The sequence below is a fragment of the Streptomyces sp. NPDC053541 genome, assembly GCF_044544705.1.
Taxonomy (GTDB): domain Bacteria; phylum Actinomycetota; class Actinomycetes; order Streptomycetales; family Streptomycetaceae; genus Streptomyces.
The window spans coordinates 218,392-241,232 of record NZ_JBITXM010000005.1; the positions used below are offsets into that span (position 1 = coordinate 218,392).

The window sequence follows — 22,841 nt, forward strand, 5'->3', positions numbered from 1 at the left end:
CCAGGTGTCCCACTCGCATCGGACCGAGACCGCCCACACCTTCCAGGTCGACCTGCGCGGCCTGGTCGACCTGCTCTCCCACCACCTCTACTCCAGCCCCCGGGTGTATCTGCGCGAGCTGCTGCAGAACGCCGTCGACGCGATCACCGCGCGGCAGGCGCTCACGCCCGGCGCGCCCGGCCGGATCACCGTCCGCACCGGTGACACGCTCACCGTCACGGACACCGGCGTCGGTCTGACCGAGGCCGACGTGCACCGCTTCCTCGCCACCATCGGCCGCAGCTCCAAGCGGACCGCCGACGGCGCCTTCGACGGCGCCGGACTCGACGCGGCGCGCGGGGAGTTCATCGGGCAGTTCGGCATCGGTCTGCTCGCCTGCTTCGTCGTGGCCGACGAGATCACGGTGCTCAGCCGCTCGGCGGCCGACCCGGCCGCGCCCGCCGTCGAATGGCGCGGGCACTCGGACGGCCGCTACACGCTGCGCACCCTGCCGGCCTCCGAGGTGCCCGAGCCGGGCACCACCGTGCGGCTCACCCCGCGCGCCGACAACGCCGAGTGGACGGCCCCGGAGCGGGTCGTCTCGCTGGCCCGGCACTACGGCGGGCTGCTGCGGCACGAGGTCACCGTGATCGACCGGGGCGGCGAGAGCCACCGGATCAACGAGGCGCCGCCGTGGGAGCGCAGCCACCGCTCGCCGCTGGCCCGCAAGGAGGCGCTCACGGCGCACTGCCGCGAGCTGTTCGACTTCACCCCGCTCGACACCATCGAGCTGGACCTGCCGGCGGCCGGGCTGCGCGGTGTCGCCTATGTGCTGCCGACCGCGGTGAGCCCGGCCCAGCGGGCCGGCCACCGGGTGCACCTCAAGGGCATGCTGCTCACCGACCAGGCGCCCGAACTGCTGCCGGACTGGGCCTTCTTCGTGCGCTGCGTGGTCGACACGACCAGTCTGCGGCCGACCGCCTCGCGCGAGTCGCTGTACGAGGACGGCACGCTGTCGGCGGTGCGCGACGCGCTCGGGGAGCGGATCCGCGACTGGCTCACCGGCCTCGCCGCCAGCGACCCCGCGCTGCTGCACCGCTTCATCGACACCCACCACCTCGCGGTGAAGGCGCTCGCGCGCTACGACGACGAGCTGCTGCGGATCGTGCTGCCGTGGCTGCCGTTCGAGACCACCGACGGCAACGTCACCCTGGAGGAGTTCGCCCGGACCCATCCGACGCTGCTGGTCACCCGCAGCGTCGAGGAGTTCCGGCAGGTGGCGCCGATCGCCTCGGCCGCCGGACTCGGCGTCGTCAACGGCGGCTACACCTACGACCGGGACCTGGTGCACCGGCTGCCGGAGATCCGTCCGGGCACCGCCGTCACCGACCTCGACCCGGCCACCGTCACCGCCCACCTCGACGCCGTCGACCCGACGGCCGAGCTGCGCGCCGCGGGCTTCCTCGCCGTGGCCCGGGAGACCATCGGCGCGCACGACTGCGACGTGGTGCTGCGCGACTTCCAGCCGGTGACCGCGCCCGCGCTGCTGCTCGACAACCGCGAGGCCCGGCACGAGCGCACCCGGGCCGGGCTCGCCGCCGACAGCGACGGCCTGTGGGCCGACATCCTCGGCTCCCTGCAGAGCGGCACGCCGCGCGCGCAGCTGGTCCTGAACCACCTCAACCCGCTGGTCCGGCAGGCCGTCACCATCACCGAGCGGGGCCTCGCCGTCACCACCGCGGAGGCGCTGTACGGGCAGGCGCTGCTGCTGAGCCGCCGCCCGCTCCGGGCGAGCGAGAGCGCCCTGCTCAACCGGGCCTTCATGGGCCTGCTGAGCCACGCCATGCACCACCCCGGCCCGGGCACCCCCGGTGCGGACACCACCGGCACCGAGCCCCGGAAGGACATCTGATGCTGGACACCCCCGAGGCCGTGTTCGAGGCGCTGCGGGAGAACCACGAGCGCCCGCACGGCCTGCCGCGCACCGTCACCGCCGAGGAGCTGGCGGAGGCGGCCGAGGCCTTCGAGAAGCCTGACGTCCTCGTCACCGCGCTGCTCGAACTGATGACCTCGTACGAGTTCACCGGCGAGCACCGCAAGGCGCCGGTCGTCTTCGCCCGGCTCCTCAAGCTGTGGGACACCGCCCCGGAGTCCTTCAGCGAGTGGGAGGCCCACCAGGTCTACTGGCGCTTCAAGTGGGTCACCACCTCCCTGATCCAGGTGCCCGACGTGCCGCTGGCCACCATCGGCGGCTGGATCGACCGGATGCGCGAGCGGTACGAGGCGGGCGGCCACGGCCCGCAGCCGGTGGCCGCGATGCGCCACCACCTCGCCGCGCACACCGGCGAGGGCGCCGCCGACACGTACGACCTGTGGATCACCCGGCCGCGCACCGACCTGAGCGACTGCGAGGCCTGCGAGACCCGGAACATGGCCGGCCACCTGGTGGCGTCCGGTGACGACGCGGCGGCGCTGGACGCCTGGGCGCCGGTGCTCGGCGGCGCCCAGAGCTGCTCCGAGGAGCCGCAGTCGAGTCAGGCCCGCGCCCTGCTGCCGCTGCTGCGCACCGGCCGCACGGACGAGGCCCGCTCCCACCACCTCGCCGGCTACCGCCGGGTGCGGGGCAACACCGGCATGCAGCAGGAGGTGGGCCTGCACCTGGAGTTCTGCGCCCTGTCCCGCAACGAGGGCCGGGGCCTGGAGATCCTCGCGGAGAACCGCGCCCTGTTCGAGGCCACCGGCGCGCCGCTGGCCCGGCTCCACTTCCTCACCGGCGTCGAGGTGCTGCTGGCCCGGATCGCGGCCCAGGGGCACGGGGACGCGACGGTGGCCGGCCCGCCCGGCCGGACCTGGACGGCGGACGCGCTCCTGAAGCACGTGCGGGCCGAGGCGGAGCCGCTGGCCGCCGCCTTCGACCGGCGCAACGGCACCACGGCCGTCGGCGACCGCCGGCGAGCCCGGCTGGAGCGCGAGCCGCTGCTCGCCGAGCCGCTGCCGCTCGGGCTGCGCACGGCCGTGGTGCGCCCGGCCGCCGCCCCCGGCGCCCCGGAGACACCCGCCGGAGCCGGCGCGGCGCCGGCCGTCGCGGTCACGGTCCCGGAGGACTTCGTGGAGCTGGTGCACGAGGCCCGCCGGCTCTCCGGCGCGGGGCGGCCGTCCGCGCGCCGCCTGTGGGAGCGGATCGCCGAACGGCTCGCGGACGGCAGTGCGCCGGACCCGCACGACCACCGGCTCGGCCCCCGGGAGCTCCTGGACGCCGAGCTCGCCGACCACCGCGCCGACCGGCACGGGGTGGCGGAGCGCAAGGCCGAGTTCTCCGCCGAGCTCGGCCGCGCGGCCGAGCTGTTCGGCCGGGCCGGCATGCCCTGGCACGCCCTCGCGTCCCGGGCCCGGGCCCTGGCCTGGGGCACCGACGCCCCCGAGACGGACGAGGGCGCGGACGGCACCACGCGGGCGGACACGGCCGCGGCGACGGCCGACGAGACCGCCGCCGCGCTGGAGGCCGTCCTCGCCGAGGCCGAACGACTCAAGGAGGAGGCCCCGTTCACCGGCGAGCGGCCCGGGGCCGGGGAGACGGCCTCGTCCGCGCACTCCGGCAACGAAGTGGGCCGGGAACGGGTCCTGCACTATCTGATGGTGCTCAACGCGGCCGCCTTCGCCGGCTACCACGAGGTCCTGCGCGGCCTGCCCGAGCCCGACGGCACGGCGGTCGCCCGCTACGAGGGCTTCCGCGAGCGGCTGCTCGCCGAGGCCCGGCGCCTGTCCGTGCCCCACCAGGCGGCCAACGCGCGGCAGTACGCGGCGGACCTGGCCGGACGGCGCCGCGACTTCGAGACCGCCGAGACGGAGCTGCGGGCCGCCCTGGCCGACGTGGAGGAGTCCGGCCGGCCCTGGCGCGGCACCCGGCCGCGCTGTCTGCTCGCCCAGATCCTGCTGGCCCGGCACGAGCCGGCCGAGGCGACGGAGCTGCTGCACCAGGCCATCGGCGACGCGGTGCGCCACGACGACGTCGACTTCCCGATGGCCCCGACGTACGCGATGCTCGGGCACGCCTGCTCGCACCTGGGCGACTTCGGCGGCGCCGTCCGCCACCTGTCGGAGGCGGCCGCCCGCCACGACCAGGACGGGGAGCGGGAGGAGGCCACGGACGTGCGGCTCCAGCTCGCGGACGTGCTGGCCCGCTCGGGGCAGCAGGCCGACGCGGTGGCCGTCCTGGAGTCGGTGCTCGCCGACGAGGCGGCCGCCGGGCTCGACGAGCGGATGCTCGCCCAGGCCCGGCTGACGCTCGCGCGCGGGCTGCGGGAGCTGGAGGAGTTCCTGCCCGCGGCCGAGGAGTTCCTGCGCCTCGCGGACACCGTCGCCGGCTGGGAGGACGACCGCGCGGTGCTCACGCTGGTGGCGGCGGAGGCCGCGATCACGCTGGCCCTCGCGGACCGCTGGGACGCGGCGGCCACCGCCCACGACCGGGCGGTCGCCGCGCACGCCGAGGCACCGAACCCTCCGATGCTCGCCCACATGATGCGCGAGTTCGCCCGGCTCACGGTGGCGGCCCGGGGCGAGGAGGGCGTGGACGCGGCCCTGGAGCAGCTGGCCGCCGCCGACGCGCTGCTCGCCGCCGTGCCCGAGGGGGACGACCTGGACTTCGCGCTCTGGTACGAGCAGGGTTCCGTGCACTACCGGCGGGCCCGGGTCCTGGCCGAGGGCGGTCGCTTCTCCGAGGCCCTGGAGGCGGTCGAGGCCGCGATCGCCGCGCACGAGCGGGGCGGCGAGGAGGGCGAGGTGCCGCGCGCCGAGGCGGTGCGCATCGCCGCCCTGATCGAGGGCAACGGTCTGGAGCGGCGGGCCGCCGCCGTCACCCGGCTCGCGGCCGCCGCGGCCCGCTGCCGGACCGCGGGCCTCACGGAGGCGGCGGACATCCTGGACGGCCTGCGGCAGGACTTCCAGGAGCGGTAGACGGCGTTCGTCGCGGCGGGGGCGCCGGTCACCGAGGGGTGGCCGGCGCCTCCGCGTGCACCCCGGCGTGGTACTTGGGGATGCGCAGGGTGATCTTCATGCCGGCGCCGACGGCGGTCTCGATGACCAGGCCCTCGTGCGGGCCGTAGACCTGGCGGAGCCGTTCGTCGACGTTGCGCAGGCCGATCCCGGTGGTGGGGCCGCCCTCGCCGTGCAGGATGCGGCGCAGCCGTTCCGGGTCCATGCCGACGCCGTTGTCCTCGATGCTGACGCGCGCGGCGGAGCCCTCGTCGACGGCGGCGATGGTGATGAGGCTGCGGTCGACGGAGTCCTCCAGGCCGTGCTTGACGGCGTTCTCCACCAGGGGCTGGAGGCAGAGGAAGGGCAGGGCGACCGGCAGCACCTCGGGGGCGATCTGCAGGGTGACCTGGAGGCGGTCGCCGAAGCGGGCACGGACCAGCTCCAGGTACTGCTCGATGGAGCCCAGCTCCTCGGCCAGGGTGGTGAAGTCGCCGTGCCGGCGGAACGAGTAGCGGGTGAAGTCGGCGAACTCCAGCAGGAGTTCCCGGGCCCGCTCGGGGTCGGTGCGGACGAAGGAGGCGATCGCGGCCAGCGAGTTGTAGATGAAGTGGGGCGAGATCTGGGCGCGCAGGGCGCGGATCTCCGCCTCGATGAGGCTGCTGCGCGCCCGGTCGAGCTCGGCGAGTTCCAGCTGGACCGAGACCCAGCGGGCCACTTCCTCGGTGGCGCGGGCGACGGCCGCCGAGTCGTGGGAGCCGAAGGCGGCGAGGGCGCCCTTGGCGCGCCCGCCCGCGGTGAGCGGGGCGACGACCCCGAAGCGTACGGCGCAGTCGGCGCGGTCGCAGTCCACCGAGAAGCTGCGGGTGCGGCCGGCCTGGACCGCCTTGGCGACGTGGCCGGCGAGCTGCTCGGCGTGGTGCTCGCCGGTGCCCTCCCAGGCCAGCACGCCGTCGAGCCCGGTGAGCGCGAGGGACTGGGTGCCGAGCAGCGGGCGCAGTCGGCGGACCGCCTTGCGGGCGGTGTCGGGGGCGAGCCCGGCGCGCAGCGGCGGGGCGGCGAGGGAGGCGGTGTGCAGGGTCTGGAAGGTGGCGCGTTCGACGGTGTCGGAGTCGGGTCCCTGGCCCGCGCCGCGTCCGCGGCGCCGCGCGCCCCGGACGTACCCGGCGCCGAGGACGTATCCCGCGCCCCGGACGTAGGCGGCGCCGGCGGCGAAGCAGACCGCTCCGACGACGGCGCAGCAGAGCAGCAGCAACAGCAGGGTCATCGGCGGGACTTCCGGCTTCCGGCGGGCGACGGCGGGGCGACGGGCGGTGGTTCGGGCAGGTGCAGCCGGGCCATGATCGCGTCGGTGCCGGCCGGGACGCTCCGGGCGGTCGCCAGCGAGACGAGGATCATGGTGAGGAAGCCGAGCGGCACGCTCCACACCGCCGGCCAGGCGAGCAGGGCGCGCGGCCAGCCGGAGCCCGGCCACCCGGCGACGGTGGCGAGGACGGCGGTGAGCGCGGCGCCGCCGCCGGTGACGAGTCCGGCGACGGCGCCCGCGGCGGTGAGCCGGCGCCACCAGATGCCGAGCAGCAGCAGCGGGCAGAAGGACGAGGCCGCGACGGCGAAGGCGAGGCCGACGGCGTTGGCGACGGACAGCCCCTGCACGACGACGTGGGCGGCGGCCGGCACGGCGACGGCCACGGCGGCGGCCAGCCGGAAGTGCCGCACCCCGCGCGGCGAGGGCAGGAAGTCCTGGGTGAGGACGCCCGCCACGGCCATGGTCAGCCCCGACGCGGTGGACAGGAACGCGGCGCAGGCGCCGGCCGCGAGCAGCGCGCCGAGCAGATCGCCCGCGGTGCCGCCGACCAGCCGGTCCGGCAGCATCAGGACGGCGGTGTCGGTGCTGCCGGTGAGCAGCAGGTCCGGCGCGTAGACGCGGCCGAGCGCCCCGTAGACCGGCGCGAGCAGGTAGAAGGCGCCGACGAGGCCGAGGACGACGACGGTGGTGCGGCGGGCGGCCCGCCCGTCGGGGTTGGTGTAGAAGCGCACGACGACGTGCGGCAGTCCCATGGCGCCCATGAAGGTGGCGATGATCAGTCCGTACGTGGCGTAGAGCGGGTGCTCCTCGCCCGCCTGCCCGCGCGGTTCGGCCCAGCCGGTGCTGGTGCCGCCGTCGGCGGCGGCGGCGCGTTCGGGCACCGGGCTGCCGGCCGGGAAGCCGAGGACGGTGCCGGCCTCGACGCGGTGCCGGCCGGCCGGGAGGTCGACCTCCTCGGCCTCGTGGCGGTGCCCGTCGACGGTGCCGGTGACGGTGACCCGGAGCGGCGCGGCGAGGCCGAGGGTGACGGTGTCGTCGACGCGCACCTGGCTGTGCCGGCGGAAGCCGGGCGGTTCGTCGAGCGCGGGGGCGGGCCGCCCGTCCGCGTACCAGGCGAACAGCAGGAAGAGCAGCGGCACCAGCAGGGCGGTGAGTTTCAACCAGTACTGGAAGGCCTGGACGAAGGTGATGGAGCGCATGCCGCCGGCGGCGACCGACAGGGCGACCACGAAGGCGACGAGGAGGCCGCCCGACCACCGCGGCAGGCCGGTGAGGGCGCCGAGGGTGAGGCCGGCGCCCTGGAGCTGCGGCACCAGATAGAGCCAGCCGACGATCACGACCAGGATGCCGGCGACCCGCCGCACGGCCCGGGACTCCAGTCGCGCCTCGGCGAAGTCGGGCAGCGTGTAGGCGCCGGAGCGGCGCAGCGGGGCGGCGACGAAGGCGAGCAGCACGAGGTGGCCGGCGGTGTAGCCGACGGGGAACCACAGCATGTCGACGCCCTGGGCGAGGACCAGTCCGGCGACGCCGAGGAAGGAGGCGGCGGACAGGTACTCGCCGCTGATGGCGGCGGCGTTGAGGCGGGCGGGCACGCTGCGCGAGGCCACGTAGAAGTCGGAGGTGGTGCGGGAGATGCGCAGACCGAGGGCGCCGACCGCGACCGTGGAGACGATCACGGCGGACACGGCGACCACGCCGTAGGGCTGGTTCACTCGGCGGCCCCGGTGGCCGCCGTTCTGCTGCGGGCCACCGCTCAGCTCCCTCCGGCGGCCCGGCGGTACGCCCGCTCGTTGCGTTCCGCGCGCCGCACGTACCAGCCGGCGAGGGCGAGGAACAGCGGGTACACGGCGACGCCGAGCACGGCCCAGACGACGAGCGGCGGCACCGGCCCGTCGCCGTGGCCCTGGCGCAGCAGCAGCGGGAGGGCGGCGACGAGGACGGCGAGGGTGCCGCCGACGGCCAGCCCGGCCCGCAGCTGGGCGCGGATCAGCCGCCGCACCTCGCCCCGCGCGGCGGGCGGGAGGCGGCCGGGTGGTGCGGTGACGGGGCGGTACGCGACGGGCGCGGCGGTGGCACCGGGGGCGGGGCGGCGGGTGACCACCTCGCGCCGGGGAACCGGTTCCGCCGCCATCTCCGCACCCCCTCCCGCTCCTCGACGGGGATCACCACGCCGGGTCCGCGTCGAGCCGTCCGCATCGAGGGTGGAGTGTACGCAGCGGGCCGGGGCACGACCAGGGTCCCGGATCATTCCGCCTGTAAGGGACAACGACCGGGCCCGCGGGCGGACCTGCGGCGGACCCGAGGGCTCGGGGCCCGCCCGCTACTCCGGCAGCACCGTGCCGTCGGGGAGGCGGATGCCGAAGTCGGCGCGCAGCACGGCGAGGACCTCCTGGCCGTCGGCGAGCTCGCGTTCCTCGCGGGTGCGGTCGGGTCCGGTCCCGGTGAGACGGCGGCCGGCCAGGGCCAGGTGGTGGCCGGCCGCGGTGGTGCGCTGGGCGTAGACGCCGCGGGAGAACGGCGAGCGCGGGTTGGTGGCGATGTGCCAGTTGATGACCTCGTAGTCGGGGGCCTCGAAGGGCTCGACGGTGAAGGAGTACTGGTCGTCCCAGCCGTCGGTTTCCGCGCCGTGGGCCTGGAGCTTCCACAGCGTCAGCGGACCGTCGTGCGGGGCGTGCACGAGCCGGTGCCGGCGCGACGCGGCGTGCGTCTCGGTGCCGGTGGCGAGCGGCACCGGCTCGATCAGGCAGCCGATGCTTCCGAAGCCGACGTCGGTGAGGTACGGCAGGGGCTCGCCGGGCACCTCGGTCAGCATCGTCATGTGGGTGCGGGGGCGTATGTCGCCGGGCCGGGCGCCGACCAGGACCCGTGCGGTGAGCCGGGTGATCCGGAAGCCGAGGGCGGTGAGCGCGGCGGCGAACAGCGTGTTGTGCTCGTAGCAGTAGCCGCCGCGCCCGCCGTGCACGAGCTTGGCCTCGAGGTCGGGCAGGGCGAGCGAGGGCGCCGTGCCGAGCACGGGGTCGAGGTTCTCGAACGGGATGCCCGTGAGGTGCGCGCGGTGCACCGAGCGCAGTACGTCCAGGGTGGGCCGGCGCTCCCCGGACCAGCCGATGCGGGCGAGATAGGCGTCGAGATCGATAGTCATGATCCCCACCGTAGGCGGCGGCGCGGGTCCGCCGCCTCGGCTTTCCTGCCGGGGCCCCGAAGGGCCCCTCTAGGTGGCGCTGCCGTAGACCTTGAACTCGTAGAGGGAGTAGCCGTACGGGGTGGCGCGCTGGGTGCCGTACACGCGGACGTAGCGGGCGGTGCCGGTCACCGTCACGTCGTCGGTGCCGCCGTCTCCGCTGGTGGTGCTGTGGAGATCGGTCCAGGTGGTGCCGTCGAGGGAGCCCTGGAGGCGGTAGGAGCGGGCGTAGGCGGCCTCCCAGTCGAGGCGGATCCGGGAGAGGGCGGCGGGGGCGCCGAGGTCGACGCGCAGCCATTGCGGGTCGACGCCCTCGGCGGAGGCCCAGCGGCTGGTGGACTGTCCGTCGACGGCCTTGTCGGCCTCGAGTCCGGCGGCCTCGACGGAGGAGGCGGTGGCGGGCCGGCCCTGGGAGAGCAGGGCGTCGGGGGCGGGGGTGCCGGAGTCGGTCAGCTGGTAGGCGCGCATGTTGCGCAGCAGGAGGTAGGTGTCGCGCAGGGAGCCGGAGGTGTCGCCGAGGGAGCGGTAGATGCCCCACTTGGGGCGGACCCGGTCGGCGAGGAAGGTGTCGACGCCGGTCTTGGTGGCGTCCACGATCGTGGTGCCGGCACTCTTGACGACCCAGCGCACCGAGCCGCTGGTGCCGTCGCCGATCTTCATCTCGTACTCGATGTCGATCCACTTGTTCTGCAGCGGTTCGAGGTCGGTGCGGCCGACGAGGATGTTGTCGGCGAAGATCTTGTGCTCGATGGTCTGCTTGCCGTTGACCCGGCGCAGCGAGGTGACGGTGATCGGCGAGGAGCCGTCGCCGGGCTGCTTGGTCTGCATGATGTGGGTGAAGGTGGTGGTCGCCATCAGCGAGCTCGGGATGTACATCGAGTACGTGACGCGCCAGGTCTCGCCGGGCTTCCAGGACAGGTAACTCGTCGAAGAGGTGCGGTTTCCGGTCACCTCCTGGCGCTGCCGGTCGTCCGAGGAGTCGCGGTCGACCATGTGCATGTCAAAGCGGTAGGCGTCGCCGGAGACCTTGATGTGCGGCCCGAAACTCGTGTGCGAGTCGGCCCGGTCGTCCTCGACGGTCTCGAAGGCGCCGAGGCCCTGGACGGTCGGATCGGGCGACCAGCGCAGCGTCCAGACGGGCGCGGCCTGGGCCTGCGGCGGCGCGGTGAGGCTGCCGAGCAGGGCGAGGGCGAGCGCCCCGAGGGCCGCCGCGAGGACGGTGGGGAGCGTGCGCCGCCGGAACGCGTGTGCGGGTCGTGCCATGCGCCACCTCCGGGTGGGGGGAAGGGACGGGCGTGAGGAATGCACGACATGCTGCCGCCACGACAGCCGTTAGTAAAGGTTCCTGACAGTCTTCGCACGAAAAACGACGATGGGGTGGCCGGACCGAAATCCTGCCACCCCACCGCGCGATGTTCCCGAGGAACCGTGGTGTCCGAGGGGGGACTTGAACCCCCACGCCCGATAAAGGGCACTAGCACCTCAAGCTAGCGCGTCTGCCATTCCGCCACCCGGACAGGTGAGCCGTCCCGGGCCCTGCGGCCCGCGGCGACATGGATCAATCTACCAGGTGTTCGAGCTCGTGTTCACCACGTTTCCGGTGGTCAGCGCCGTGCACCCCGGGGCGACCGGCCCGGCCGGCCGGTCTACCGGTCCGTCGTCGGGGACGGCGGGCGGGTCGTCGGGGACGGCGGGCGCGGGCGCTTGCCATACTGCTGCGATGCCGTCGACGCCGCGCACCGCCCCGGAGCCGATATCCGCCGACCCTCCGGTGCTCACCGGGCCCACCCTGCTCACCCAGTCCTGGCTCGATCTCGCCTTCGTGCACTGGGCCGTGGACCCGGCGGACGTCGCGCCGCTGCTGCCGCCGGGCACGGTCCCGGACACCTTCGACGGGGCCGCGCACGTCGGGCTCGTGGCGTTCCGGATGCACCGGGTCGGCTGGTTCGGTCTCCCGGGCGTGCCGTACCTGGGGAGCTTCCCGGAGACCAACGTGCGGCTGTACTCGGTCGACGAGCACGGGCGCCGGGGTGTCGTCTTCCGCTCGCTCGACGCCTCGCGGCTGCTGCCGGTGGCGATCGGCCGGTGGGCCTTCCGCATCCCGTACGTCTGGTCCCGGATGACCGTCCGCCGGGACGGCGACACCCTGACGTACACGAGCCGCCGGCGCTGGCCGGGACCGCGCGGCGCGCGCGGCGACCTCACCGTGCGGATCGGCGCTCCGGTCACGGAGCCGACCCCGCTGGAGCACTTCCTCACCGCCCGCTGGGGCCTGCACACCACCGCCTTCGGCCGCCCGCGCCTGCTGCCGAACGCGCACCCGCGCTGGCCGCTGCACCGGGCCGAACTGCTCGCGTACGACGAGGACCTGGTCGCCGCGGCGGGCCTGACCCGCCCGCCGGGCGAACCGGTGAGCGTCCTGCACTCCCCCGGCGTCCCGGTCCGCTTCGGCCCGCCGGCCCGGACCCCGGCCCGAATCCCGACCCGGATCCCGGTCCAGCGTCCCGCGGGCCCGGCCTCGTGACCGCCGTCGCCCCGGACGCCGTCCGGTACATCCGCTTCCAGGGCACGCGGCGCAGCCCGCGAGGGCACTTCCCGGGCGTCTTCGCGCTGGCCAACGGCCTCGCCCGGCAGGGACTCCTGACCGCACCGGAGCACCACTTCTGGCGGGCCGCCAACGACTGGTACGACGCCGCCTACCCGAATCCCTCCGACACCGACCCCCTGGTCTACGACCCCGTGGTGAACCCGGGCGCGGTGGCCTGGTTCAAGAGCACCGCCGGCCATCTGCTCGCCCGGGTGCCGCCCTATCTGGCCCTGCTGGACGCGCACGGCGTCCCGTACGAGCGGCTGGAGTCGGCCGATCCGGGCCGGATCGTGTACGAGGACGAGGTCCAGGTGGTGGCGGTGCCGCGGGAACGCACCGCGGGGGCGCCGCCGGCCGGCCCGGCGGGGACGACGGTCCCGGCGCGGCCGGACTGACGCCGTGCCGCGCGTCGGCAGGACAGGAGGGGTACGGGGGTGGCCGCGTCCACTCGTCCGTGTCCCCGTCGGCGTCGCCGGGCCCCGGCGACGTAGGCTCGCGACGGCGCGGCTCTGCGACGAGGAGGACCCATTGAACGCCAGCGAGGAAGACCGGCCCCGACTGGACGAGGCCGACGTCCGCAACGCGAAGACGACGCTGGTCCAGCTCCTCGCGCGGGCCGGGGTCTACTCCGGCGACGCGGAGGAGCTCATCGGGCTCGTCGAGGCCGGCGCCCTGACCCTGGCCCGGCGGGAGCTGGACGAGTTGACCGCCGACGCGCCCGGCGACCGGCCCGGGAGTTACGCCGAGGGCTGGCGGGACGGCGCGCGGGCCACGGCCGAGGGGCTCGCCGCCCGCGCGGAGCGGACCCTGCGGGAGGCCGTCGGCCGCGACACGGGGGACGGTTCCGGGGACGACTCCGCCGCCGGACCGCGCCCGCCGGTGGGCCGGATGGAGCTGGAGCGGGCCAAGGTGGTCGTGCTGCCGCTCTACCTCTCCTTCACCGATGTCTCCGACCTCGACCCCGAGGTCTCCGAGCAGGTCCTCACGGCCGTGCTCGGCACCATGACGGCACGTCAGCGAGCGGCGTACGCGGGGACGCTGACGCGCTTCGCCGAGGACCGGCGTGGGCGCGTGGCCCGGATGTACGCGGAGCACGGCCCGGGCAGCGCGATCGCCATCCACGGCCGCTACTCGCTCCTGCACTCGCCCACCAGCATCGCCGTCCTGGAGCGCCTGCTCACCGCGCCCGACGAGCTGCGGGTCGAGTGGGACGCGGCCGAGCTGCCGCCCGCCTGGCTCGACGGGCTGACCCGGGCGTGGGAGGCGGCGGCCGCCGAGACCGCCGGCCGGCTCCCCGCATGACGGCCGGTCCGGTCCACGGCGGCACCCCGGCCGTCGAGTTCCTCGACCTCCACGACCCCGCCGCCGACGCCCCCGCCCGGATCGACTTCGTCGAGTGCCCGCCGCCCCCGCTCTCCGCCGAGGAGCGCCGCGCCGTCGACCGCCACTGGGCCGCCGCCACCGCCGCCAACCCGGCCACCTTCGACGGCCCCGTCGTCGCGGCCCTCGGCCTCGACCGATCGACGCCCGGCCGTACGGCGCTGCGCTGGGCCCGGATGAGCTACCGGCACCGTGCGCTGCGGGAGCTGCGGCCGGCCGCGGCGGTGCCGGGCTCGGTGTACGTGACGGTGCTGCAGCCCACGGAGGAGGGCTTGGTCCTCGGGTGCGGCGCGCACACGACGGCGGCGCCGGGCCGCTGGAGCCTGCCCGGCGGCGGCGCCGAACCGCCCGGGCCCGGGAGCCCGTTGGAGCTGTCGCTGCTGCGCCGGCACGCGGCGGTCGAGCTCGCCGAGGAAGTGGGCCTGGTGGTGGCGGAGTCGGCGCTGCGGCTGTGGGGGCTCACCCGCGGGACGCGCTTCGGCAGCATCGGCTTCCACTTCCTGGCACCCGAAGTCCCGGCGGCGCGGGTGCGCCGGTGCCATGCGGCGCTGGTGGCGGAGGAGCGGTCCCGCGGTCTGGTGCCGGAGCTCGACGTGCTGGCCTTCACGGGGCCCGCCGCCGACGCCCGCCGTTCCGGTCCGGCCGCCTCCGGTCCGTACGCCGACTATCTGCCCGGGCTGCTCGCCCGCTACCGGGCGGAGCTCCGTTGAACCGTCCCGGCCGTCCGGGAGATGCCGGACGGCCGGACCGGGCGGTGCCGCGCCCTCGACGGGGACGGGGGGAGGGTTCTCCCGTCGTGGCGACTCCTCCAGCACACCGCCCGGTCCGTGCCGTGGACGCGAGTTCCTCCCCGTGCCGCGGGGGCTCGCGCCGTGCTCCCATCCTGTCCAACCCGCCGCAGCCCGGCCAGGGTTGCCCGGCTGCGTGAACACGCACCGGCGCGATCACGCCACTGCCAAAGGTCGCTTCCTCCGGGTCAGGCCGGATCGGGCCGGATCCGGGGTGCCTCCCGTACCCGAAGGGCTACGGGCGAGAGCGGCGCCCAGGGCACGGGGCCTTCCCGGGCCCGCCCCGCCGGGTCCCAGGGTTGGCGCTTCCCCAGGCCCGCCAGGGCCGAGGGTGGGGCCTCCCCCGGCCCGCCAAGGCCCAGGGGAAGGATCACAAGGCGGAGGTGGCGGCGCCCCGGGCCGACAGGCCGCCAGGCCGACGGCCGGCAGGGCGGTCGCGACGGGTGCCCGGGCGCAGCCCAGAGGCCGTCGGCGACCGACGACAACGCCGCGAGGCACGGTGCCGGGGCACTCCCCACGCTCCGCCGGGGGCGCTCACCCGGGCGAAGTCCAGGGGGAGTCGAGAGCCTGGCAAGATCCGGAAGGGACGGCTCAGGCCCGGCCCGGGGCCGGTGCCGCGCGTCTACTATGAAGCCCGCCGGAGTGGACGCAGCGGGCAGCACACGGGGGGACGATGCGCAGGCTGGGGGACCTGGAGGCGGAGATCATGGACCGCTTCTGGAAGTGGAACCGGCCCGCCACGGTCCGCGAGGTCGTCGACGACATCAACCAGCACCGGGACATCGCCTACACCACCGTCACCACGGTGACCACGATCCTGTTCCACAAGGGCTATCTCACCCGGGCCCGTGAGGGCCGGATCTGGGTCTACCGGGCGGCCGCCACCCGGGAGGCCTATGCCGCCGCGCTGATGGAGGACGGCCTGGCCGCGGGCGAGGACCGCCCCGCCGTCCTGGCCGCCTTCGTGGCGAACCTCGACGAGGGCGGGCGCGCCGCGCTGCGGACCGCACTGCGTGCGGCCGGCCGCGCTGCCGAGGACTGACCAACCCAAGCGCGGAGGGGGGCCCGGGCTCAGCGGAGCTCGGTCCGGCCCGCCGTCAGCCCGGCGACCAGCGCGGCGAGCAGGGCGGCGACCGCCCCGGCCAGGGCCCCGGCGAGGAGGGCCCCGCCGGCCGCCAGGGTGCCGAGTGCGGTGCCGAGCGGGGTGCCGTACCCGGCGAGGGCCGCCGTGCCACCGGTCCGGACACCGGGCGCGTCCGGGACGGCGAGGGCGTAGAGCGGGACGGCGGCGAGACCGGCGCCGAGGCCGGCGAGGAGCAGGGCCGGGAGGACGGCGACGGCGTAGCCGAGGTGGAACGGGAGGGCGCCGAGCAGGCCGAGGCCCACCGCCGTGAGCAGCGCCCCGAGGACGATCAAGGAGCGGACCTGCCCGTTCCGCGCGATCCGCGCGACGGCGAGCCGTGCGCCCACGAAGGCGGCCAGGAGGGCGGGCAGCACCAACAGGCCGGCGACGAACGGCGCGAGTCCCAGTTCGCGGAAGAGACGCATGCTCGTCCCGTCGTACAGGCCGAAGAGGGCGACCCCGAGCAGGACCAGACCGGCGTAGGCGCCGCAGCGGGCCCGGTCCTTGAGGGCGTCCGGGCCGAGGAGCGCGGCGGGCGCGGTGCGCTGCTGCCGCAGGAAGGCGGCGGTGAGCGCCAGGCCGATCAGGCCCGTCACCGCGGCGACCTGGTCCATCTCGCCGCGGTGGACGTCGTTGACGGCGGCGAGCCCGTAGGCGAGGGCGCCGAGGCCGAGGCCGCCGAGCAGCACCCCGGTCAGGTCGATGGGCCCGCCGGGCCCGGAGGCCCGCCCGGTCCGGAGCCGTACCGCGCCGATCAGGGCGAGCAGGGCGCAGGGGATCGCGGCGTACGTGGCGAGGCGCCAGCTGAGGAACTCGATGAGGCTGCCGGCGGCGATCGCGGCCGCGGCCCCGCCGCCTGCCGTCACGGCCGCGTACACGCCGATGCCCGCCCGCCGCTGCCGCGGGTCGGTGGCGGAGCGGGCCACGAGGGCGAGCGCGCCGGGGGTGAGGAGGGCGGCGGCGAGTCCGTGCAGCACGCGGGCGGCGACCAGCACGGTCACGGTGGACCGTCCGGCGGCCACGGCGTCGATCATGAACCCTTCGACGACGGCCGCCACCACGAGGGCCCCGAGTCCGGCGAGTACGGCGGCCCTGGGCCCGGCCCGGTCCACGAGGTGCCCGCCGAGCGGCAGCAGGGCGGCGAGTCCGGCCGCGTACGCCGGGAACAGCGGGCTCATGAAGGCGTCGGGGAGGCCCAGGTCCCGCTGGAGGTACGGGGCGGAGAGGGCGAAGACGGCGGCGTCGATCACCACGAGGAGCTGGACGAGGGCGGCCAGGGCGAGGGTCCACCGGCGCCGGCCGCCGCCGGGTGCCCCGCCGTCCGGTGGCGCGGCGGGCGGCGCGGCCACCGGGCCCGCGGGGTCGGAGGGTGCGGGGTGCGCGGGTGCCGTCGGGGTGTACGCGCCGGGGGCGGCGGCCTGGTGGGCGAGGGCGAGTCGCGGGTCCGGCTGCGCGGGCACGGCGGGGCCGGGCCGGGCGGCCGGGGCGAAGTCGAGCAACCGTGCGGCGTGGCGGCCCAGTTGGGCGAGCACGGGGCCGGGCAGCCATTCCTCGGTGTCCTCGGTGGCGGTGCGTTCGGCGATCTCGCGCGGGGTGGGCCGGCGGGCCGGGTCCTTCTCCAGGCAGGCGCGGACGAGGTCGACGAGCGCGTCGGGCACGCCGGTGAGGTCGGCCTCCTCCTCGGCGACCCGGAAGAGGTGGGCGTTGAGGCCGGAGTCCGTGGCACCGAAGAGCATCCGCCCGGTCGCGGCGTGGACGAGGACCGCGCCGAGGCAGAACACGTCGCTGGCCGGGGTGAGTTCCAGGCCGCGGACCTGTTCCGGGGACATGAAGCCGGGCGAGCCGATGAGCATGCCGGTGCGGGTGTGCAGGCTGTCGCCGGCGAGGCTGTCCATGGCCCGGGCGATGCCGAAGTCGATGACGCGGGGGCCGTCCACGGTCACGAGGACGTTGGACGGCTTGAGGTCGCGGTGGATCAGCCCGGCGCCGTGGACGGCGCCGAGGGCGAGCGCGAGCCGGTTGGCGAGGGCGCGCACCGAGTGCTCCGGGAGCGGGCCGAAGTCCCGGGCGACGACGGAGTGCAGGTCGGGCCCGGGGATGTACTGGGTGGCCACCCACGGCACGGCGGCCTCGTGGTCGGCGTCGAGCACGGCCGCGGTCCAGTCCCCGCCGACCCGCCGGGCGGCGGCCACCTCGCGTGCGAAGCGCCGCCGGAATTCCGCGTTCCCCGCGTACTCGGCCTGGACGACCTTCACGGCCACCGTCCGCCCGCCCTCGGAGCGCCCGAGGTAGACGAGTCCCATGCCGCCCGCGCCGAGGCGGGCGATGAGCCGGTAGGGGCCGATGTGGCTGGGGTCTTCCGCGGTCAACTGGTCCACGACTGAGGAAGATAGTGCAACGGCCGCGAGGCGGTGGGGGGTTGGGTGGATCGGGCTGCCCCATCGGCCCGTCCGTGCCGGGGCGGGCACGGGCGGTGCGATGATCGTCGGCACGGCAGTGGATGTCCCTTCCTCCCTCGTCCCAGGAGCAGCACCGTGCAGACCCTCAGTTACGGAGACGTGAAGGCGGCGGTCGAGCGGGTCGCGGACCGGGTCCGGCCCGTCGCGATCGCCCCCGCCGAGACCGGGGAGGGGGGCCACGAGCTCTTCCTCGCGCTCGAGTTCCTCCAGCACACCGGCTCGTTCAAGGCGCGCGGCGCGCACAACTTCCTCCAGGCGCACCGGGAGGCCGGCACCCTGCCGGAAGCGGGCGTGACGATCGCCTCCGGCGGGAACGCCGGGCTCGCCTGCGCGTGGGCGGCGCGGCGGGCCGGCGTCCGGGCGACGGTGTTCCTGCCGGAGACGGCGCCGCGGGTGAAGGTGGAGCGGCTGCGCGGGTACGGGGCGGACGTGCGGCTGGCCGGCCGGGAGTACGCGGAGGCGCTGGCCGCCTGCGGGTCCTTCGCGGCCGAGAGCGGGGCGCTGGCCTCGCACGCCTACGACCACCCGCTGATCGCGGCGGGCGCGGGCACCCTTCTGGAGGAGATCCGGGCGCGGGTCCCCGGGGTGGACACGGTGGTGGTGTCGGTCGGCGGGGGCGGGCTGTTCGCCGGGATGGCGACGGCGGCGCGCGAGCACGGCGTGCGGATGGTGGCGGTGGAGCCGGAGCACTGCCGGGCGCTGGACGCGGCGCTCGGCGCGGGCGCGCCGGTCGACGTGCCGGTGGACTCGGTGGCGGCGGACTCGCTCGGGGCCCGGCGGGTCTCGGCGGCGGCCCTGGAGGCGGCCCGGCAGGACGGGGTGCGCACGCTGCTGGTCCCGGACGCGGAGATCGTCCGCGCCCGGCGGGCGCTGTGGGAGGAGCGGCGGCTCGTGGTCGAGCACGCCGCCTCGACCGCGTACGCGGCGCTGTCGGGCGGCGGTTACCGGCCGGAGCGCGGCGAGAAGGTGTGCGTGGTGCTGTGCGGGGCCAACACCGACCCCTCGGACCTGGTGGTGTGACGAGCGGCCCGGCCCGGGGCCGGGAGCGGGCGGCCGGGGGTACACGGCGGCGGGGGCGTCGCGTGCCGGGGCCGGCCGGCGTGTCGAGCACGTGCGGCCGGACTCGGGACCCCGGTCTGGAAGGTCCTCCGTACGGCCGCGCCGTCTGCGCGTGGTTCCGCGAGCGGCCGCCCGTCTCCGTGCGGTCCCGCGCGGAGGTCGGCGGGTACGACCGGACCGGACGCGGTCAGATCGCGTGGGCGGCGCGCATCGCGGCGATCTCGGCGGCTGCGTAGCCGAGTTCGGCGAGGAGCGGTTCGGTGTGCTCGCCGACGGCGGGGACCGGGTCCATGCGCGGTGCGGTGCCCGCCAGGTCGGCCGGGGGCAGGAGGGCGGGCACGGGCGTCCCGTCGGGTATCCGGACGTCGCGCCAGCGCTCGCGGGCTTCGAGCACCGGGTGGTCGAGGAAGGCGGCCATGTCGTTGACGCCGGCGTTCGCGATGCCGGCCTCGTCGAGGATCCGGCCGGCGGTGGCGCTGTCCAGCTCCGTGAACCGTGCGGCGACCAGCGCGTCCAGCTCGTCGCGGTGGGCGACCCGGTCGGAGCCGGTGGCGAAGCGCGGGTCGTCGGTGAGTTCGGGCCGGCCCAGGAACCGCTCGCAGAGGGCGGCCCATTCGCGTTCGTTCTGGATGGAGAAGAGCACGTCCTTGCCGTCGGCGGCGGTGAAGGCGCCGTAGGGGGCGATGGTGGCGTGCCGGGTGCCGATGCGCGGCGGCTGGGCGCCGCCGAAGCGGGTGTAGTAGGCGGGCTGGTGCATCCACTCGGCGAGCGCCTCGAAGAGGGAGACCTCCACGGCCCGGGCCCTGCCGGTGGTGGCGCGGGTGAACAGGGCGGTGAGGATGCCGCTGTAGAGGTACATGCCGCCGGCGATGTCGGCGACGGAGATCCCGGCCCGGGCGGTGCCGTGCTCGTTGCCGGTGAGGGAGACCAGGCCGGTCTGGCACTGCACGAGCAGGTCGTAGGCCTTGCGCCCGGACCAGGGGCCGCTGGTGCCCCAGCCGGAGAGGCCGGCCGGGATGAGGGACGGGAAGCGCTCGGCGAGTGCGTCCGGGCCGAGCCCGAGGCGGTCGGCGGCGCCGGGGGCGAGGTTCTGCACGAAGACGTCGGCGCGGGCGAGCAGCCGCTCCAGGACCTCGCGGCCGGCGTCCGTCTTCAGGTCGAGGGTGATCGACTCCTTGGAGCGGTTGAGCCAGACGAAGTAGCTGGACTCGCCGTGCACGGTGGTGTCGTAGCGCCGGGCGAAGTCGCCGTCGCCGGGCCGCTCGACCTTGATCACCCGGGCGCCGAGGTCGGCGAGCTGGCGGGTGGCGAAGGGGGCGGCCACCGCCTGTTCGAGGCTGACGACGGTGATGCCGGCGAGCGGCGGCGGGTCGGCAAGGCGTCCGGTCATCGGGCGACCTCCTGGGACGGCACGGAGCGGGCGGGGCTGGACGGAAGGGCGGAACGAGGCGGAAGGCGGCGGAAGGGCGGGGCGGGGCGGGGCGGGGCGGGGTCAGCGTATGACGGCCGGGGCGAGGGCGTGCAGCCGGAGGGCCAGCTGTATCTCCAGGGCGCGGGCCGGCGCCTGCCAGTCGGGGCCGAGGAGCCGGCCGATCCGCTCCAGGCGCTGGGCCACGGTGTTGACGTGCACGTGGAGGTCGTCCTTGGTGCGGGCGGGGCTCATGCCGCTGGCGAAGTAGGCGTCCAGGGTGCGCACCAGGTCGGTGCCGCGGCGGCGGTCGTAGCCGACGACCTGGCCGATGGTGCGCTCGACGAAGCCCTCGATGTCACCGGTGTCGGCGAGCAGCAGTCCGAGGAAGCCGAGGTCCTCGGCGGCGGCGCCCTCGCCCTGGCGGTGCAGCAGGCGCAGGGCGTCGAGGCAGCGGCGGGCCTCCTCGTACGCCGGGGCGACCCGGTCGGGGTGGGCGAGCGGGGCGGTGACCGGGGCGGAGGCGCCGACGGTGACGGGCTCGCGCAGGGCGCCGCCGAGGTGTGCCGCGGTCTGCCGGGCGAGCTCGGCGGCGGTCTCGCCGGGGCGGAGCGGCAGCAGCAGGACGGTGCCGCCGTCGCGGGCGGAGGCCAGGCCGTGGCGGGTGGCGGCGAGGTGGGAGGCGGCGGAGCGGAGCCGCTGCCGGTCGGCGCTCTCCTGTCCCCCGGGCTCGGTCTCGCCGCCCGCGCCGCCGCGGTCGATCCGGGCGGCCAGGACGACGTGCGGGGCGTCGGTGTCGGTGCGGAGCCGGGCGGCCCGCTCGCGCAGCAGCCGCCGGTCGCGGTCGGGGGCGTCGAGCAGGTCGTCCAGGAGCTCGCCGCGGACCCGTTGCTCGGCCTCTCCGGCGGAGCGGCGGGCGAGCAGCAGCAGGGAGGTGACGAGGGCGGCCCGCTCCAGGGTGCGCAGGTCGACCGGGTCGAGGCCGGGCCGGTCGCGCAGCACCAGGGCGCCGAAGGTCTCGCCGCCCGCGGCGACGGCGGCGCTCCAGTCGTCGCCGTCGCGGGTCGCGCGCCCCTCGGCGGGGGTCCCGGGGCCGGGCGGCTGCTCGACGAACTCGACCGTGCCGCCGAGGACTTCGGAGACGGCGGCGGCCACGTCGTGGACGCCGCCGCCGCGCAGGACGAGTTCGGTCAGCCGGTCGTGGACCTCGGAGGCGCGCTCGATGACGCCGCTGTGCTCGCGGATGATGTCGTTGGCCCGCTCCAGCTCGGCGAGCGCGGAGCGGGTCTCGGCGAGCAGGTTGGCGGTGTCGATGGCGACGGCGGCGTGCGCCGCGAAGGAGCCGAGCAGCGCGACCTGCTCGCGCTCGAAGACCCGGGCGCGCCGGTCGGCGGCGAACAGCACCCCGATGACCTGGCTGCCGAGGGTGAGCGGGACGCCGAGGATGGCGACCAGGCCCTCGTCGCCGACGGCGCTGTCGATGGCCTCGGTGTGCTGGAAGCGCTCGTCGCGGAAGTAGTCGTCGGTGACGTAGGGCCGGGCGGTCTGCGCGACGAGTCCGCCGAGGCCCTCCCCCATGCCGAGCCTGACCTGCTGGAACCGGGCCGAGACGGAGCCCTCGGTGACCCGCATGTAGGTGTCGCCGCGCACCGGGTCGTTGAGGCTGAGGTAGGCGACCTCGGTGCCGAGCAGGGAGCGGGCGCGCTGCACGATGGCGCGCAGCACGGCGTCGAGGTCGCGCAGGCCGGCCAGGTCGTGGGCGGTCTCGAAGAGCGCGGACAGCTCGGCCTCGCGGCGCCGCCGGCCCTCCAGCTCGGCCCGGACCCGCAGGGCGAGCTGTTTGGTCCGCTCCAGCTCGGCCAGCTCGTCCGGCCCGGTGCCGCTCGCGCGGGCGAGCAGCACGGGGCGGTCGTACGCCTCGGTGGCGGCGCCGCGGGCGAGGAGCTCCAGGTAGACGGCCTGTGCGTGGGTCATGGTCACAGGGATACCTGCCGGACCGGGGCTCACACCAGCCCTGTGGACAAGCGCCTGTGGACAACGGCCTGTGGACGCCTTTCAGCCCTGGTGGCCGGGGTCGAACCAGGTGGGTTCGTCCTTGAGGGCCTGCTCGATGCGGAAGTGCGAGAAGCGCTTCATCGGGGGCAGGGCGTCCAGCTCGAACCAGCCGACCTCGAGGGACTCGTCGTCGTTGACCCGGGCCTCGCCGCCGACCGCCCGGCAGCGGAAGGACACGTCCAGGAACTGGCACTGGTCGCCGTTGGGGTAGACGACCGGCTTGCGCAGGGTCTGCACGAGCACGATCCGCTCCACCTCGCAGTGCACGCCGGTCTCCTCGTACACCTCGCGCACGGCGCAGGCGGCGGGCTGCTCGCCGGGCTCGACGATGCCGCCGACGATCGCCCACATGCCGGTGTCCGCGCGGCGCCCGAGCAGCACGCGTCCCCGGTCGTCGAAGACGACGGCGGAGACGCCCGGCAGGAACAGCAGCTGGTGGCCGGCCGAGGCGCGGAGGTCGCGGATGAAGTCAGGGGTGCCCATGACCCGACCCTAGATCATCGGCGTTCCGGCCCGGACGGCGGCGAGGCCCGGCGCCGGACGGC

The 22,841-nt window shown here is 75.9% G+C and carries 17 protein-coding genes, 1 tRNA gene and 1 pseudogene; 8 read left to right on the forward strand and 11 right to left on the reverse strand.

The features are described 5' to 3' along the window. The first annotated feature begins 4 nt into the window (after nucleotides 1-4). Entirely contained in the window at nucleotides 5-1,891 is a 1,887-nt protein-coding gene (locus ACIGW2_RS14770; protein ID WP_356073746.1) for an HSP90 family protein, read from the forward strand. Continuing rightward, nucleotides 1,891-4,932 carry a hypothetical protein gene (locus ACIGW2_RS14775; RefSeq protein ID WP_399843812.1) on the forward strand — a complete coding sequence of 1,014 codons (3,042 nt, stop codon included), beginning with the start codon at nucleotides 1,891-1,893 and terminating at the stop codon, nucleotides 4,930-4,932. The genes ACIGW2_RS14770 and ACIGW2_RS14775 overlap by 1 nt, the downstream gene beginning before the upstream one ends. Before the next feature lie 28 nt (nucleotides 4,933-4,960). On the opposite strand, the gene ACIGW2_RS14780 is transcribed toward ACIGW2_RS14775, so the two are convergent. The 7 genes and pseudogenes from ACIGW2_RS14780 to ACIGW2_RS14810 form a co-directional block, all read right to left on the reverse strand. After that, on the reverse strand, nucleotides 4,961-6,217 hold the full coding sequence (locus ACIGW2_RS14780; RefSeq protein ID WP_391654964.1) for a sensor histidine kinase: 1,257 nt from the start codon (nucleotides 6,215-6,217) through the stop codon (nucleotides 4,961-4,963). Then, entirely contained in the window at nucleotides 6,214-7,968 is a 1,755-nt protein-coding gene (locus tag ACIGW2_RS14785; protein WP_399843815.1) for a cation acetate symporter, read from the reverse strand. Before ACIGW2_RS14785 ends, ACIGW2_RS14780 begins: the two co-directional genes overlap by 4 nt. A gap of 41 nt (nucleotides 7,969-8,009) precedes the next feature. Beyond that, nucleotides 8,010-8,387 (reverse strand): hypothetical protein, encoded by a 378-nt coding sequence (locus ACIGW2_RS14790; protein WP_399843817.1) that lies wholly within the window; start codon nucleotides 8,385-8,387, stop codon nucleotides 8,010-8,012. Nucleotides 8,388-8,576: 189 nt separating this feature from the next. Further along, nucleotides 8,577-9,398 carry an arylamine N-acetyltransferase gene (locus tag ACIGW2_RS14795; protein WP_399843818.1) on the reverse strand — a complete coding sequence of 274 codons (822 nt, stop codon included), beginning with the start codon at nucleotides 9,396-9,398 and terminating at the stop codon, nucleotides 8,577-8,579. Between the two features lie 69 nt (nucleotides 9,399-9,467). Then, entirely contained in the window at nucleotides 9,468-9,905 is a 438-nt protein-coding gene (locus ACIGW2_RS14800; RefSeq protein ID WP_391655122.1) for a discoidin domain-containing protein, read from the reverse strand. Further along, nucleotides 9,888-10,700, reverse strand: a pseudogene (locus ACIGW2_RS14805) (Tat pathway signal sequence domain protein); the annotation flags it as partial. The gene ACIGW2_RS14800 and the pseudogene ACIGW2_RS14805, both read right to left, overlap by 18 nt. A gap of 166 nt (nucleotides 10,701-10,866) precedes the next feature. Beyond that, nucleotides 10,867-10,954, reverse strand: a tRNA-Leu gene (locus ACIGW2_RS14810). 203 nt (nucleotides 10,955-11,157) lie between these two features. Between ACIGW2_RS14810 and ACIGW2_RS14815 the strand changes: the two genes are divergently transcribed. The 5 genes from ACIGW2_RS14815 to ACIGW2_RS14835 all read left to right on the forward strand — a co-directional run bounded on the left by ACIGW2_RS14815 (nucleotide 11,158) and on the right by ACIGW2_RS14835 (nucleotide 15,234). Next, a complete protein-coding gene (locus ACIGW2_RS14815; protein ID WP_399843820.1) occupies nucleotides 11,158-11,961 on the forward strand; it encodes a YqjF family protein in 804 nt (267 codons plus the stop codon). After that, a complete protein-coding gene (locus ACIGW2_RS14820) occupies nucleotides 11,958-12,419 on the forward strand; it encodes a hypothetical protein (protein WP_399843822.1) in 462 nt (153 codons plus the stop codon). Before ACIGW2_RS14815 ends, ACIGW2_RS14820 begins: the two co-directional genes overlap by 4 nt. A 133-nt stretch (nucleotides 12,420-12,552) precedes the next feature. Next, entirely contained in the window at nucleotides 12,553-13,326 is a 774-nt protein-coding gene (locus tag ACIGW2_RS14825) for a hypothetical protein (protein WP_391654958.1), read from the forward strand. Next, complete coding sequence (locus ACIGW2_RS14830) at nucleotides 13,323-14,114, forward strand: NUDIX hydrolase (RefSeq protein WP_399843824.1); 792 nt, start codon at nucleotides 13,323-13,325, stop codon at nucleotides 14,112-14,114. Before ACIGW2_RS14825 ends, ACIGW2_RS14830 begins: the two co-directional genes overlap by 4 nt. A 751-nt stretch (nucleotides 14,115-14,865) precedes the next feature. Beyond that, complete coding sequence (locus tag ACIGW2_RS14835; RefSeq protein WP_391654956.1) at nucleotides 14,866-15,234, forward strand: BlaI/MecI/CopY family transcriptional regulator; 369 nt, start codon at nucleotides 14,866-14,868, stop codon at nucleotides 15,232-15,234. Between the two features lie 29 nt (nucleotides 15,235-15,263). On the opposite strand, the gene ACIGW2_RS14840 is transcribed toward ACIGW2_RS14835, so the two are convergent. Then, the gene (locus tag ACIGW2_RS14840) at nucleotides 15,264-17,693 is read right to left on the reverse strand and encodes an MFS transporter (RefSeq protein WP_399843826.1); all 2,430 of its coding nucleotides are present in this window, start codon (nucleotides 17,691-17,693) and stop codon (nucleotides 15,264-15,266) included. A gap of 156 nt (nucleotides 17,694-17,849) precedes the next feature. Here ACIGW2_RS14840 and ACIGW2_RS14845 point away from each other — a divergent pair, with 156 nt between their 5' ends. Then, a complete protein-coding gene (locus ACIGW2_RS14845) occupies nucleotides 17,850-18,794 on the forward strand; it encodes a serine/threonine dehydratase (RefSeq protein WP_391654954.1) in 945 nt (314 codons plus the stop codon). A gap of 226 nt (nucleotides 18,795-19,020) precedes the next feature. Here ACIGW2_RS14845 and ACIGW2_RS14850 read toward each other — a convergent pair whose 3' ends face one another. From ACIGW2_RS14850 to ACIGW2_RS14860, 3 genes are all read right to left on the reverse strand, one after another. Further along, on the reverse strand, nucleotides 19,021-20,223 hold the full coding sequence (locus ACIGW2_RS14850) for a CaiB/BaiF CoA transferase family protein (protein WP_391654953.1): 1,203 nt from the start codon (nucleotides 20,221-20,223) through the stop codon (nucleotides 19,021-19,023). Between the two features lie 102 nt (nucleotides 20,224-20,325). Continuing rightward, nucleotides 20,326-22,215: a helix-turn-helix domain-containing protein gene (locus tag ACIGW2_RS14855; protein ID WP_399843829.1), complete on the reverse strand. Its 1,890-nt coding sequence runs from the start codon at nucleotides 22,213-22,215 to the stop codon at nucleotides 20,326-20,328. An 81-nt stretch (nucleotides 22,216-22,296) separates the two neighbouring features. After that, on the reverse strand, nucleotides 22,297-22,779 hold the full coding sequence (locus ACIGW2_RS14860; protein ID WP_391654951.1) for an NUDIX domain-containing protein: 483 nt from the start codon (nucleotides 22,777-22,779) through the stop codon (nucleotides 22,297-22,299). Nucleotides 22,780-22,841: the final 62 nt, after the last annotated feature.